Origin of the sequence: Nonomuraea sp. B1E8, assembly GCF_039871515.1 — a bacterium.
Lineage (GTDB): Bacteria > Actinomycetota > Actinomycetes > Streptosporangiales > Streptosporangiaceae > Nonomuraea.
The window spans coordinates 1,641,535-1,655,955 of the sequence record NZ_JBDPLS010000001.1 but is presented as its reverse complement, the minus strand read 5'-3'; the positions used below and the strand labels follow the sequence as shown (position 1 = coordinate 1,655,955).

Genomic DNA, 14,421 nt, shown 5'->3' with positions numbered 1-14,421 from the left:
GGAGGCCGGCGACGGCCCTTTGGGTGAGGCGCGCGACGTTCCTTTCCTCACGAGGAGGCCCGCGCCTCGGCCTCCGTTTCGACCGCGCCGGCGGTGGCGCAGGGGCGTACGACGGCTCTGATCTTGCGCAGGCTGCCCAGGAACGCCTCCAGCTCGGACCTGCTCAGCAGCCCGGTGAGGCAGTCGTCGATGTCCTGCAGATGTTGCGGCAACACGGTCTCCAGCCGCTCGCGCCCGGCGTCGGTCAGCACCGCGTAGGAGGCCCTGCGGTCGGTGGGGCACGCCTCACGGCGCACCAGCCCTTCGCGTTCGAGCCGGTCGACGACCCTGGTCACGCCGCTGGTGGACAGTCCGGTCTGGGCGGCGAGATCGCTCATCCGCAGCCGCTGCCGGGGCGAGCGGGCCAGCCGGATGACGGTCTCGAAGTCGATTTCGGACAACCCCGCCGCGGTCAGCACAGGCTGGAACCGGGCCATCAGACCGGCGTACACCTCGCTCAGGAGTCCGATGGCCGTCAGCCGCGAGTCGTCGAAGTTCAGCACACTCACAGCCTAATCGACGATAGTTGACGGGCGGAATATTCCTCATGTACATAGTTGTTGTCGCAGACATCTGCACCGGAACCCTTCTGAGGAGAACCTCGATGACCACTCGCACCTGGGAGTCTCTGACCATCCCGGCCGCCGGCACCTACAACCTTGACGCGGCTCACACCCGCGTCGGTTTCGTGGTCAAGCACATGATGGTCAGCAAGGTCCGCGGCTCGTTCGGCACCTTCAGCGGCTCGGTCACGATCGCCGAGAACCCGCTCGAGTCGTCCGCCGAACTCACCATCAAGGCCGACAGCATCACCACGGGCGTCGCCGACCGCGACGGCCACCTGCGCGGCGACGACTTCCTGTCCGCCGAGAAATACCCGGAGATCACCTTCAGGAGCACGCGCGTGGTCGGGCACAAGGGCGACGAGTTCACCGTCGTCGGCGACCTGACCATCCGCGACGTCACCAAGGAGGTCGAGCTGACGGTCGAGTACGGCGGCGCCGGCACCAACCCGTGGGGCCAGGCCGTGTGGGGTTACACGATCACCACGGAGATCGACCGCGAGGAGTTCGGCCTGACCTGGAACCAGACCTTGGAGACGGGCGGCGTGCTCGTGGGCAAGAAGGTCAAGATCGAGATCGAGGGCGAAGCCAACCCCGCCTGACGCCCGTTGGGGTCGCAGCCGTCCCCGGATAGGGTTATCCACAGCCCCGAAGCCCGTCCACGCTGTGGGCGGGCTACATCCACAGACAGTTACCCACAGCCTGTTGATAACTCTTGGCGAAGCCGGGCGGGGAATCGCTTTGCCGCCTCGCCGGAAGGCCGGTACGCTGTGCTGAGCCGCGGTGGCTTCCGGGAGGATTCGCCTAGTCAGGTCTATGGCGCCGCACTGCTAATGCGGTTTGGTGGCAACACCATCCGGGGTTCAAATCCCCGATCCTCCGCAGCTGAAAGGCCCTCGCCCGTTCTCGGGATGAGGGCCTTTTCCGTCCCTGTGGACATCAGGGTTGCAGTTGCCCGTCAGGGCCGTCCCCACAGGGCTTCGTCCATGCGCCGGCTGGCGTCCTTCATCTGGAGCGTGGCCATGTGCGTGTAGCGCTCCGTGGTCGTGACGCGAGTGGCCGAGGATCTCCTGCACGACTCGCAGCCGTGCTGCCATTCGGACCGCTGGATCTGGAACCACGCCCTGATCAGTCAGGAGTTTCGTATATGACAGGTGACTGGTTTCTGATGATGTACCTGTTCTCCGGGCGGCGCGACAGTTAGGTTTGCGGTCGATACGGGCATGATCATTCGCCCCTTTGCGCACGAGGGTGATGCACGCCCATCGGCTGCCCGCGTCGTGATGACGTCGGCTTGAAACGAAGGAACCCCCATGCTCCGTTCCATCAATCGCCTGGCCGACCGGCTCCTTGACCGAGTACTGCCCAGCACGACGGCCAACGCCGAGACGTGCTGGTATGAGTACCCCTCCCCCTTCTACCGCCTCCGGTGCTGCATCGTCGCCGGCAGGACGTACTGTCGCCAGGCCTGATCCAACGAGCCGTCTCACTCGAACATGCAGTACGTGGCCCTGGGCTTGCGTTGCGCGATCGGCCTGGTCTTTCTGGTGGCGGTGCTCGGCAAGCTCAGAAGCAAGGACGCGTTCGGCCGGTTCGCCGCGTCGGTGCCTGATCTGCTTCCCCGTCTGCCTTCCAGGGTGACGGTCGCCGTCGGCGCGGCTGTCGTTGCCGCTGAGGCGAGCGTCGTCGTACTGCTGTTGGCCGAAGGGACGGCGCCGGCCGGTCTCGTGCTGGCCGGCGCCGTGCTCCTGGTCTTCTGCGCGGCGATCGGGCGGGTGATCCGCACCGGCGCCCGGACCCCTTGCCGATGTTTCGGCGCCACGGCGTCGCCGCTGGGCGGCCGGCATCTGATCCGCAACGTGCTCCTCGTTCTCGCCGCTGCGGCGGGTGTGGCGGCTCATCAGGAAGCCCAGCCCGCCGGCCTGCATCCCGCGGGCGTCGTGATCGCCTTGGTGGCTGGTGCGACTGCCGCACTGGCGGTCGTCCTCCTCGACGACCTCGCGGACCTGTTCGCCGGCCGGCCGGCCGTTCAAGCGCGGCGGTCACGCCCTCCGTGAACGCTCGCAGCCCTCATCCAAGGACCGCCTCATGCCGTATCTGGTCGCCGCCGTGATCCTCCTCGGCTGCCTGACCGCTGTCAACCTGCTGTTGGTGCTCGCGGTCACGCGCCGCCTGCGTGAGCACGGCAGCCGCCTGGACAACCTGTTCACGCCGCCGCCATTCGCCCTGCCGGGCACGGAACTGCCGGACTTCACCGCGGTGAGTCTCGACGGGAGCGTCGTTTCGCGTGGCTTCTTCACCGGCGCGGAGACTGCCGGCGGGGCGTCGGCGCCCTATCGTCTCGTCGGGGTGTTCTCGACCGACTGCTCGGTCTGCAGGGTTTACCTACCGGGGTTCGTCGAGCGCGCCAAGGCGGCCGGGCAGGCGCTTGCGATCATCGCGGCCGACGACGGCGACGCCGCGATCTACGCCGACGACCTGGCGCAGGCGGCCACCGTCGTGGTCGAGCCGCATGACGGGCCGGTGGGCAAGGCGTTCCAGGTGACCTCGTACCCTACCTTTTTCCTGGTCGACACCGGCGCAGTGATCGTTGCGGTTGCGGGCGACCCCGCCGAGCTGTCCGGGTCGGCACCGGCGTGAGCGTCCCCGGTTCCCGGCCGGGCGTGGGCTCGCTGCCCGAGCGTGCCCGTACGGCTGCCGCGCTCAGCTGGCGGGCGCACCCGCTCGCGACGGTGGGCTCGGTGGTGATCGCGCTGGTCTCCGGCGCTGCCCCGGTCCTGACGGCATGGCTGACCAAGCTGGTCATCGACGGCCTGGCAACCCGGCAGGACCTCGGCCGGCTGTTGCCGGTGACGGCCGCCCTGGCGGTGGCGGGGCTGGTGCTCATCGCCGCGCCGTCCCTGTCGACGTATGTGCAGGGGCAGCTGCGCCGCACGCTCAGGACGCTCATCTATGACCGCCTGTTCGCAGCCGTCAACATGCATCCAGGGCTGAGCAGGTTCGAGGATCCCGGATTCCATGATGATCTGCGGCTGGGTACTGAGGCGGGCGAGACCGCTCCCGACCGCCTGGTGAACTCCTCGCTGGCGGTCGGCCAGGCCCTGGTGACCATGGTGGGTTTCGTCGCGACGCTTGCGGTGATCAACCCGCCGATGGTGGCGATCATCATCGTGGCCGCGCTTCCGTCGGTGGGGGTGCAACTCTCGCTGAGCCGCCGCCGGGCGGCCGTGCAGGCGCGGATCACGCCCAACATGCGGCGGCAGATCTTCTTCGGCTCCCTGCTCACCACGCCGGAGGCGGCCAAGGAGGTCCGCCTGTTCGGGTTGGGGGATTTCCTGCGCGGGCTGATGCTCGCCGAGTTGCGCACGGTCAACACCGCTGAACGTGACCTGGACAGGAGCGCCCTGCGCCATCATGGGCTGCTGTCGCTGCTGGGGACGGCCGTGGCCGGGGCCGGGATCTTGTGGGCGGTCGTGAGCGCCGCCGGGGGCGGCATCAGCGTCGGCGATGTTACCGTCTTCATCGCCGCGACCGCAGGCGTGCAGGCGGCGCTCGGCTCCCTGGTGGGGCAGTGGGCCGAGGCGCACCACGCTCTGCTGCTGTTCGGGCACTATCTCGCCGTGGTGCGGGACCGACCGGACCTGCCGATTCCAGCCGCGCCTGCCCCGCTGCCCGCGCTGCGCGCCGGCATCGAGCTACGGGACGTCTGGTTCCGCTACTCCAGCGATCACGCCTGGATCCTTCGCGGTATCGACCTGTTCATCCCGTACGGCCGGTCCGTGGCACTGGTGGGACTCAACGGCGCAGGCAAGAGCACCCTGGTCAAGCTGCTGTGCCGGATGTACGACCCGGACCGCGGAGTCATCCGCTGGGACGGGACGGACCTGCGCGAGGTCAGTCCCGTCGACCTGCGTGAACGAATCGGCGCGGTCTTCCAGAACTACATGTCCTACGATCTGACGGCCGGGCAGAACATCATGTTGGGCGACCTGGCCTCCGCCGGAGACAACGGCGGGGACCGCATCGAGGCCGCCGCCGCCGAAGCCGGCGTCCACGGGACTATCAGCGCGTTGCCGCGCGGCTACGACACCATGCTCAGCAGGACCTTCTTCGGGGAGCACGATCAGGAGTCCGGGGTCGTGCTCTCGGGCGGTCAATGGCAGCGAGTCGCCCTCGCTCGGGCCCTCATGCGACGCCATCGTGACCTGCTGATCCTGGACGAGCCCAGCTCCGGCCTCGACGCCGAGGCCGAGCATGCCGTGCATATGAGCCTGCGCCGGCTCAGGCAGGGCCGTACCAGCGTGCTCATCTCCCATCGGCTCGGCACCATCAGGCACGCGGACCTCATCGCGGTGCTGGATGACGGGCGGATCGTCGAACGGGGAAGTCACGACGATCTCATCGCCGCGGGCGGCGTCTATGCGCGGCTGTTCGACCTGCAGGCCTCGGGCTATGAGCCCGCCCCGGCCACTCTGGGAGGCGACAGCGTGCGCACCACCACCCCCAGGACGCGGTCGTCCGGGAGGTAGCCCCAGATCCGGGAGTCGGCACTGTCCACGCCGTCCCCGACCACGACCAGGTTCCCCGGCGGCACCGTCGCGCCTTCGGAGGCGCCGACGGCGGTGATGACCTGCGGCGGCACCGCATCGCCAGGCAAGGCGACCAGGCGTTTGATGACCCATCCGGCGGCTTCTGGGCGTGGCAGCGGGCCCCTGCTCCAGCCCTGAGGGCCGCACGGCTCGAACACCAGCACCTGGTCGCGCCGCAGCCGCCGGATGGCGATCTTCCGCACCAGCACCCTGTCTCCCGGGTGGTAGGTAGGCAGCATGCTGGTCCCCGCCACCGTCACGATCGTCAGACGGCGGCGGGCGAGGACCAGCGCTGTTACGGCGGCCACGCACACCGCGAAAGCTGCCATGAGGTAGGACATCGGCCGATGCTAGCTCAAGCCGGAGTGTCGCGGCCCGCACCGGCTGAACCACGAGTGCCCGTACCGGAACGGATCCGCCAGGTCGCCGCCCCGGCGCATACCGCGAAACCCAGTCAGGAGACTGATTCGCGGGGTCGCCTGGGTCCCTAGCGTCTACGTCGTGCCCAGTCGGTGCAAGCACCAGGGAGCCTCCATGCGTCACGCCCGCCTGCCGGCCGCGATCATCTCGCTGATTACGGCCCTGGTGCTGGTCACCCCGCTGCCCGCTGTCGCGTCGGCGCTCCCCCCGCCGGGGGCCGCCCAGGCCGCCGCGGCCCAGAGCTCCGCCAACCCCGACGCGTCCGAGTTGCGGGCCATGTTCGGCAACTACGGCAACAGCGGCGGCCACTGGACGGGCGGCGACTCCACCGTCTCGGTGCCGCTGCCTGACGGCCGTACGGCGTGGTTGTTCTCCGACACCTTCCTCGGCACGGTCAACAGCGACTTCTCCAGGCCGCAAAGCGCGCCCTTCATCAACAACTCGATCGTCGTGCAGCAGGGTTCAGCCCTCGGCCCCACGATCCACGGCGGGAGCAGTGCTCAGCCCAAGTCCCTGGTGATCGCCTCAGCCGCCGACGAGTTCTACTGGGTCGGCGACGCGACCGTGGCGGGCGGGCAGTTACAGGCTGTCTATGGGAAGTTCCGCAAGACAGAGGAGGAGGGCCCGTTCGCCTTCGAACGCGTCGGGACCTCGCTCGTGACGTTCGCCCTGCCGGGCCTGACCGTCTCGTCGGTCCGCGACCTGTCGTTGACAGGGCCGGTGGGCTGGGGCTCGGCCATCATGGAGGACAGCGCGTACACCTATGTCTACGGCAGCGAGTCGGCCGGAGGACTGAAGTTCGGCCACGTCGCCAGGGTCGCGTCCGGTGATCTCGGCGGAGCGTGGGAGTTCTGGACCGGGAGCGGCTGGTCGGCGCAGGAGTCGGCGTCGGCCCGGTTCATGAGCGGCGTCCCTGAGGGCATTTCGGTCCACAAGAGCGGCAACCAGTACGTTCTGGTGACGCAGGAGAGCCACGAGCCGTTCAGTCACTGGCTCGTCGCGTACGTCTCCAACGCCGCGACCGGCCCGTTCACCGGGCCCATCTATCTGGAGAGCGCGCCAGAGCCGGAGCTGAGCGCGTACCGCCAGTTCATCTACCACGGCCGGGCCCACCCGCAGCTCTCTGATCCCGGCGAGCTGTTGCTGTCCTACGACGTCAACACCATCGACAACGCCGATCATTACAAGGACGTCCGCATCTACCGGCCCAGATTCCTGGAGGTGCCCTGGCCGCCCCCGTCGACCGGCGGCCCCGCGGCGCCGACCGGCGTGCAGGTGAAGGTGTCCAGCGAAGGGGTCGCCACGATCGGCTGGACGCCACCGCCGGGCGACTCGCTGGACTACTGGGTCTACCGCAAGAACCTTGACAACGGTCAGACGCACTTCGCCCGTACCGGATATCCCACCCAGGAGCGAAGCCTGCAGGACGGCGGGTTGTCTCCCGGCGTGAACTACGCCTACTACGTGCGCGCAGTCGCCGACAACGGGGTGGAGGGGACGCCGAGCGCCGTGGTCACCACGCGCGGCCGCAGTTCCGTTCCGCCCGCGCCGACGAACCTGCGCGTCACCGCCGGGACCGTGGGCGACGCCACGCTGACGTGGACCGCGGCCGAGGAGGAGGTGGCCTACCTGGTGCACCAGCGGGATGTCACCGCAGGCGAGACCCTCTTCACGCAGGTGCCGGTGGAGGAGGCGGAGGCCACCACGCAGAAGATCGAAGGGCTCGAGAGCGGCCACACGTACGAGTTCAAGGTGACCGCAGCCAATTCCGTGGGCGAGAGCCTCCCGAGCAACGTCGTCACCACGACGGCGCGGTTCGCCACGCCCAGCGCGCCCACGGGCCTGACGGCGACCGCCGAGGTGGACGCGACGGTCACCCTGCGCTGGACCGGGTCGGCCACCGGCGACCCGGAGACGTACCAGGTCTACCACCGTCCCACCGGCACCACCGAGTTCACGCCGCTCGACCTGCCCAGCGACACGACCACCCTGCGGACCACGCAGCTCATCTCGGGAACCGCCTACGAATTCAGGGTCGCCGGCGTCAACGCGGGCGGCGAAGGGCCGGCGAGCAACGTCGTGAGCGCCACGGCCACCATGCGTCCACCCGGCGCTCCAACGGGCCTGACCGCGACCGCCGGGACCGACGGCACGATCAAGCTCACCTGGAACGCGGTCGCGCGGGCCGGCGCGTACTGGGTCCACCGGCGCGACGTCACCTCGGGGCAGACGGACTTCGCCAGGTCGGACGCCCCGGTGGAGACCACGACGGCGACAGTGGACCGGCTGATCAGCGGTAACACCTACGAGTTCAAGGTGACGGCGGTCGGCGACGGCGGCGAGGGCCCGGCCGGCGACGTGGCGAGGGCGGTGGCCGACGTGCCGCCACCCGCCGCGCCCACCGGCGTCGCCGCGACCGCCGGCGACGGGAAGGTCACGCTCATCTGGCAGGCCGTGGAGACCGCCGGTACGTACTGGGTCTATCAGCGCGACGTCACCGCCGGGGAGAGCACGTTCGTCAAACTGGCCTATCCCGCGTTCGAACCCCGTGCCGAGCTGGGCCTGCTGACCAACGCGCACACCTACGAGTTCAAGGTGACCGCCGAGAACGCGGGCGGCGAGGGCAAGGCGAGCGCGGTGGTGTCCGTCAAGCCGATGCCGCCGCTGCCGCCGAAGGTCGCCGGGCTGACCGCGACACCGCAGGCCGGCGGGATGGTCGATCTCACCTGGACCGCCATCGACGGTGCCTTCTACTGGATTCACTACCGCGACGTCACGGCCGGGGAGACGGAGCTGCGGACGTTCGAGTATCCCGCGACCACGGCCCAAGCTCAGGTGGGGCCTTTCACGGGCGGGCACGAGTACGAGTTCGCCGTCGCCGGGACCAACGCGGCCGGTGACGGGCCGCTGTCGGACCGGGTACGCGTGACCGTCACCTCTTCCGCCTCTTCCGCCACCGCCACGCTGCCCCGCCCAGCCGCGTCCGGCCCGGCTCAGTCGAGTACGGCCGCGCGATCGGCCGCGCGGCATGAAGCCGCCGGGGCCACGGCTGCGGCCACCTCCCTTCCCAAACCGCCGACCGGCCTGCAGGTCACCGGCACCGGTGACGGATATGTCCAGCTCGAATGGAATGCGACCCCGTCCTTCCCCGTCTACTACCAGATCCACTTCAAACCACACGACCGCAGCGCCTGGTACGTCCTGCAGGACACGACGCCCGCGACCGTGACCAAGAAGATGGTGACCGCGCCCCTGTGGAACCACTTCTGGTACGACTTCCGGGTCGTCGCGGTCAACGGCGTCGGCGCGAGCAGCCCGACCAACACGGTCACAGCCATGCCAGGCCCCGGCCTCCCCAAGCCTCCGTCCGATCTGGTGTTCCTCGGCACGGGCAACGGCTATGTGGATCTGGCCTGGAGCCCGAGCCCGACCGCTCGCGTCTACTACTGGCTGTTCTTCAAGTCGGCGGGCTCCAGCACCTGGTACTACTTCCAGCTCCCGACCCTGAAGGCACGGACGCGGGTCGGCTACCCCCTGTGGAACGACCAGCCCTACGACTTCAAGGTCGTCGCGGCCAATTCCTTCGGTCAGAGTTCGGCGACCAACGTGGTGCGCGGCGGGCCGAAGCTGTCCCCGCCGCAATCGCCCACCGCCTTACGCGCCGAAGGCCACCAGGGATACGTCACCCTCAACTGGAACCCCAGTTCGACCCGCGACGTCTACTACTGGCTCCACTACCGCAGGGCCGGCGGCACCTCCTGGAAGCGGGCGCGCTATCCGATCGCGAAGACGTCGATCACCTTCAAGTACGTTCCGTGGGGCGACTACGACTTCAAGGTGACGGCGGTGAACAGGGCGGGGAGCGCGGACAGCAACGTGGCCTTCGCCACCCTGTGGACCAGCAAACGCGGCCTCATGTACCTGATGACCCTGAACACCAAGGCCAGCCGCGACATGTTCTGGGCGGCGCGGCGCAACGTCCGTTACGAAAGTTACAACTTCAACTGGGACACGAACGAATGCACCCACTCGCCCACCCGCCCGTTGGTGCCGCCGAAGGGCATCGGGTGGCCCAAACAGGTGGATTTCACCAGGGCCTGCACCCGGCATGACTTCGGTTACCGGAACTACAAGCACGTCGGCTGGGACGGCTACGCCAAGCGGCTGTACCTGGACCGGCTCCTCGTCGCGGACATGTACCTCGCGTGCGACAACCAGTTGCCGCCGAACTACAACGAGAACTGCAGAGGGATAGTCTGGATATATTACGGATTTGTCCGGCAGTTCGCTCATTTCTGATGAATGGGTGGCATGGAGAACGGCACTCACACATACGTATACGGCAGCGAGTTCGCCGGCGGGCCCGCTACCGCCTCCCACCCTCATCCGTCCGGGTCGAGGTCCATGCGGGCCAGGTCGTTGCGCGAGCCGATGCCGAGTTTGGGATAGGCCTTGTACAGGTGATAACCGACGGTACGAGGGCTGAGATACAAGCGGGCCGCGATGCCGGCGTTGCTGAGCCCGGCCGCGGCCAGCCTGACGACCTGCAGCTCCTGCGAGGTGAGCCGGTCCAGCAGCCCGGACGTCTGCTCCTTGGGTTGGGAGGTCTCGCCGGTGGCGCGCAACTCGCTGCGGACGCGGTCGATCCAGGGGACTGCGCCGAGTTGTTCGAAGGTGTCGAGCGCGGACCGCAGAAGCGGGCGAGCCCTGCTGCGCTGCCGCCTGCGGCGCAGGAACTCGCCGTAGAGCAGATGGGTGCGGGCCGCTTCGAAGGGGTACGCATCGTCTTGCCGGTGTAGGCGTATGGCCTGTTCGTAGTGCCGTTCGGCCTCATCGCCGTCGGCAAGCTGGGCCTCGCATCGTGCCGCGATGGCCACGGTCCACGGCTGGCCCGTAGCGTGTGCCCATCGCCGCAGCCGGGCGAGAGGGACCACGGCGAGGGTGGGGTGGCCCTGGCGGACCGCGGCCTCCACGAGGGTGGCGGTGCCGAGGCTGTGATCGATGGCGGGATGGTGGCGCATCAGAGCCTCGGGAACTCGCGCGAGGCGGCGCAGCACCGCCTCGTGCTGTCCGTTTCCCAGGTCCAGCAGCGCGCGTGCATACACGCATTCGATGCCGCGTTCGCTCACACCGCCGGCGAGGATGTCCTCGGTCAGCTCGGTGCACCGCGCCTGGTCGCCCTCGATCGCCGCCACGCAGGCCAGCAGTCCGGCGTGGTGGCCGACGAAGTGGGGCTGTTCGGTGTGGGCTGCGACGCGCAGGCCCTCCTCGCTGGTGGACAGCACGTCTCGGTGCCGGCCGAGGAGCAACTGGCTGCGCGCCAGATGCAGCAGGGCGCGGGGCAGCATACCGAGGTTGCCCTGGGCCTGGCATCGGTCGGCCAGGACCACCGCGCCCTCCTGGCCCGCGTGGATGTCGGCGAGCCACAGGAACCACCACTGTACGGTTATGCGCTGCCAGGTAGCCAGGTTCGCGGTGGCGGAGATTTCCTGGACGAGCGATCTGATGTGGGGGACGGCCTGCGCCCATCGCTCGTCGGCGAGGTGAACGATCGCCGCGGTGACATCGGCCAGCATGGGTGAAGAGCGGGGCACGATGGCCGTACTGGCGGCGAGCTGGGGCAGCTGGTACGGATCGCCACCGCTCCAGGCGCTGATCAATGCGAAGAGGAGCATGGTGGCGGCGGTGTCAGGAGCCTGCGTCGCGAGCCCGGCGGCGGCCTCGACCGTCTCCTCCGGCCGAGCCCGCAAGTCCTGCTCCTGGGCGATGGCCGCGCGGACCATCGCCAGGCCGGCGCGGACCATCGGGTCGCGCGCGATCGGCCAGGCGCGATCGGCCAGGTGGGTCGCGAAAGAGGTCATCCCGGCATCGAGTGCGGCCTGTGCCGCCGCATCCAGGCGCCGGGCGCGCTGCCCCAGATCGGATGTGAGCTGAGCGGCTCGATGATAGGCGGTGGCCACCGCTGCGTGACCGCCCCTGGCGCGAGCGTTCTCGGCGGTGTGTTCCATCTCCGCGGCCACGCTCTCGTCGGTGCCGTGTACGGCGGCGGCGCGATGCCACGCGCTTCGGTCGGCCATGCCGCCCTCCTTGAACGCCTCCGACAGCGCGGCATGAGCGGCCAGGCGGGCCGGCAGCGACGACGAACGGTAGGCGGCGGCGCGGAAGAGCGGGTGGGTGAATCTCAACCGGTCACCGCAGATGTGGATCATCCGGTCGTCCTCGGCCGGCTCCAGGTCGGCGACGTCGGCGCCCAACCGTCGGCCCGCCGTGAGCAAGAGGTGCAGATCGCCGCTGTCGTCGGCCGCCGCGGCGAGTAGCAGCGATCGGGTTCGTTCGGGCAGCGCTCTGACTCGCCGGGCGAAGGCCGATTCCAGTTGTCCGGACATCGGGCCGTGGTGGAGGTGGAACGTGGCGCCGGGCAGTTCACCGGCACGCTGCTCGGGCGTGAGGGCGGCCGACAGTTCCAGCAGGGCGAGCGGGTTGCCCTGGGCCTCGGCCAGAAGATGGTCTTTGACGTGACCGGCCAGGTCGCCCAGCAGCATGGCACTGGAGTCCCGGTCCAGGGCCGTCAGCCGCAGGTCCCGTACGTCCGGTACGCCCTGCGCGGGCGTCGGGTACCCGTCTCGCACGGCGAAAAGCAGCGCGACGCCCTCGGCGCGCAACCGGCGCGCAACCCACGACAACACCGCAGCCGAGCACCGGTCCAGCCATTGCGTGTCATCGACCAGCACGAGCAGGGGATCCGCCGCCCCCACCTCGCCCAGCAGCGACAGGGTGGCCAGCCCGAGCAGGAACCGGTCACTCCTGGCCTGGTCGACCAGACCGAACGCCGCACCCAACGCCTCGGACTGCGGCCCTGGCAGCTTGTTCCGAAGGTGCAGCACGGGAGCGAGCACCAGATGCAGCCCTGAGAACGGCAGCTCCATCTCCGATTCGATGCCCGTACCACGCAGCACCCGCATGTCTGTGGCGGCGTTGGCCGCGGCGTACTCCAGCAGCGCCGTCTTACCGACTCCCGCCTCACCACGCACCACCACGACTCCGCTGCCGCCGCCGCGTGCGCGAGCAAGCACCTCGTCGATGACGGCCCTCTCCGCACTTCTTCCGTAGATTTCAGCCACAGGGAGTCCCAATGGGTCGTCGCGCCCGCTCAGTCGAACCAGCTTCGACACGGTCGCGAAACGGCCACCACTGCCCGCTCTCCCATGGGCGGCGCGTTACAGCTCTGGCCACACCGCGTCGTGCGACGCGTGCGCCACGGCCATGTCCGGCCATGCTGCGCGTGCCCGCTCCACGTGAAGGTACGGGGTCGTGCTCATATCCGGTTGACGAATGAGCATCCACCGAAGGGACAGGCCCAGGTTGCCCACTCCTGCTCGGTCATCTGTCACATTTCTCCGTTTCGCCGGTCATATCACTGGACGCCGCCAGACCGAGAAATGTGACACCCGGGTGCGGCCCGCACGTCGCACCTGCCGGTTCAGCTCGGCATGGCAAGATCAGTAGCCGGTTCCCAAGCTGTTAGCGTGGCAAGATGCTCGGGTGGGAGATCTCTGGGACGCCATTGATGATCACATCGTCCGTGGACGTGTCCTTCCCGTCCTGATGATGATGCGGGACCAGTTCGATGACACGATCCATGAGGCTATCGACAGGTTCGCCGAGCGCTGCGAGTACCTCCGGGAGGTGCGGCCCGGTGACTTCACGAAGTCTCGCGAGGAGTACGGGAAGGGCTTCTACTCCTAGGCGACTGTTCGGGGCGTGGCCGGGTCGGGTTGCGGTTTGGGTTGTAGTTCACTGTCGTATCAGGTCGTTCCGGGAAGACCGGCGATGGGCGTTGGTCCAGGCGAGGCTGTCCTGAACGATGGCCCGTCGAGCTGCTGATGCGGTTCGGTGGAACGTTCTTGCCGAGGAAAGGCTTGCGTGACTGCCGCTCGTTGCGCATGGCCGGTCGCTGGGTCAGCGGGGTCGCCGGTACTGCAGATATACGATCCCATTGCTGGAGGCGGTGCTGGACACCAGGTCGAGCTGGTAGGACTTGGGGACGCCGTCGAACAGCCGGGTGCCCTCGCCCGCAACGTAGGGAAACATGCTCAGCTGGATCTCGTCGATCAGGTCGAGCCGCATGAGCGACCGCCAGAGGCTGACGCCGCCCCAGACCACGATGTGGCCGTCGCCACCCTGCCTGAGCTTGTCGATCTCTTCTGCCGTGTCACCAGCGGCGATGGTGGTGTTGGCCCAGTCGGCCGTCTTCAGGGTCCGGGAGAAGACGACCTTGCGCCCGGCGTTCAGGATGTCGGCGAACGGGTGGTCGGTGGACGTTGTCATGGCTTCGGCGATGCTCTCGTAGGTGGTGCGGCCCATGAGGTGCGCGTACGCGCTCTGGAGAAAGTCGAGGTGCGCCGGGTCGTCGGGGTCACGGTTTTCGGGCAGGTCGAAGCAGAACTTCCAGAACTCGGTGCCCTCGTCGGCGAGGAGGCCGTCGAGAGAGTGGTTGAACACTGTCGCTATCAGCTTCCGCATGATCGGAACTCCGTGGTCTCGGGCCGTCTGGGGACGGTGCTTGCCAGGGGAACGTGCGCGTCCAAGACCGCAGCGCTCGCGTCGCCGCGGAGCCTGTGTCCTGTCGCTCATGCTTCAGACGACACTGCCGCCCGAAAGTCATCGGTGTCCGGTCTACTGGCTGGTGCGCGGTCAGGTAGGGGGCGTCTTGGAGCAGTGCGCGCGTCCGCACGGGTTGCAGCTTGCGCGCCCGGGATGAGCCGGTCCGGCCCGGTGGGAGCCGAACGTAGTTGGACAGCTACCCCTGG

Annotated in this window: 11 protein-coding genes and 1 tRNA gene; 8 read left to right on the top strand and 4 right to left on the bottom strand. The window is 68.6% G+C overall.

The genetic code is table 11. From position 1 onward, the window contains the following. Positions 1–47: 47 nt before the first annotated feature. Positions 48–542 carry a MarR family transcriptional regulator gene (locus tag ABGA98_RS07940; RefSeq protein ID WP_347617492.1) on the bottom strand — a complete coding sequence of 165 codons (495 nt, stop codon included), beginning with the start codon at positions 540–542 and terminating at the stop codon, positions 48–50. Positions 543–643: 101 nt separating this feature from the next. Here ABGA98_RS07940 and ABGA98_RS07935 point away from each other — a divergent pair, with 101 nt between their 5' ends. The 6 genes from ABGA98_RS07935 (at position 644) to ABGA98_RS07910 (ending at position 5,131) form a co-directional block, all read left to right on the top strand. Then, positions 644–1,204 carry a YceI family protein gene (locus ABGA98_RS07935; protein WP_347617491.1) on the top strand — a complete coding sequence of 187 codons (561 nt, stop codon included), beginning with the start codon at positions 644–646 and terminating at the stop codon, positions 1,202–1,204. Positions 1,205–1,395: 191 nt separating this feature from the next. Continuing rightward, positions 1,396–1,484 (top strand) — tRNA-Ser (locus tag ABGA98_RS07930). A gap of 431 nt (positions 1,485–1,915) precedes the next feature. Then, the gene (locus ABGA98_RS07925) at positions 1,916–2,074 is read left to right on the top strand and encodes a hypothetical protein (RefSeq protein WP_347617490.1); all 159 of its coding nucleotides are present in this window, start codon (positions 1,916–1,918) and stop codon (positions 2,072–2,074) included. A gap of 24 nt (positions 2,075–2,098) precedes the next feature. Continuing rightward, positions 2,099–2,659 (top strand): MauE/DoxX family redox-associated membrane protein, encoded by a 561-nt coding sequence (locus ABGA98_RS07920; protein WP_347617489.1) that lies wholly within the window; start codon positions 2,099–2,101, stop codon positions 2,657–2,659. A gap of 31 nt (positions 2,660–2,690) precedes the next feature. After that, entirely contained in the window at positions 2,691–3,242 is a 552-nt protein-coding gene (locus ABGA98_RS07915; protein WP_347617488.1) for a hypothetical protein, read from the top strand. Next, positions 3,239–5,131, top strand: coding sequence for an ABC transporter ATP-binding protein (locus ABGA98_RS07910; protein WP_347617487.1), 1,893 nt, complete (start codon positions 3,239–3,241; stop codon positions 5,129–5,131). The genes ABGA98_RS07915 and ABGA98_RS07910 overlap by 4 nt, the downstream gene beginning before the upstream one ends. Here ABGA98_RS07910 and ABGA98_RS07905 read toward each other — a convergent pair. Next, complete coding sequence (locus tag ABGA98_RS07905; protein WP_347617486.1) at positions 5,053–5,532, bottom strand: S26 family signal peptidase; 480 nt, start codon at positions 5,530–5,532, stop codon at positions 5,053–5,055. The genes ABGA98_RS07910 and ABGA98_RS07905 overlap by 79 nt on opposite strands. Positions 5,533–5,725: 193 nt before the next feature. Here ABGA98_RS07905 and ABGA98_RS07900 point away from each other — a divergent pair, with 193 nt between their 5' ends. Beyond that, positions 5,726–9,910 carry a phospholipase A2 gene (locus ABGA98_RS07900; protein WP_347617485.1) on the top strand — a complete coding sequence of 1,395 codons (4,185 nt, stop codon included), beginning with the start codon at positions 5,726–5,728 and terminating at the stop codon, positions 9,908–9,910. Positions 9,911–9,993: 83 nt separating this feature from the next. On the opposite strand, the gene ABGA98_RS07895 is transcribed toward ABGA98_RS07900, so the two are convergent. Continuing rightward, positions 9,994–12,732 carry an AAA family ATPase gene (locus ABGA98_RS07895; protein ID WP_347617484.1) on the bottom strand — a complete coding sequence of 913 codons (2,739 nt, stop codon included), beginning with the start codon at positions 12,730–12,732 and terminating at the stop codon, positions 9,994–9,996. 421 nt (positions 12,733–13,153) lie between these two features. On the opposite strand from ABGA98_RS07895, the gene ABGA98_RS07890 reads away from it, so the two are divergent. Beyond that, positions 13,154–13,357: a hypothetical protein gene (locus ABGA98_RS07890; protein WP_347617483.1), complete on the top strand. Its 204-nt coding sequence runs from the start codon at positions 13,154–13,156 to the stop codon at positions 13,355–13,357. A gap of 213 nt (positions 13,358–13,570) precedes the next feature. Here ABGA98_RS07890 and ABGA98_RS07885 read toward each other — a convergent pair whose 3' ends face one another. Next, the gene (locus ABGA98_RS07885) at positions 13,571–14,134 is read right to left on the bottom strand and encodes a dihydrofolate reductase family protein (protein ID WP_347617482.1); all 564 of its coding nucleotides are present in this window, start codon (positions 14,132–14,134) and stop codon (positions 13,571–13,573) included. Positions 14,135–14,421 lie beyond the last annotated feature (287 nt).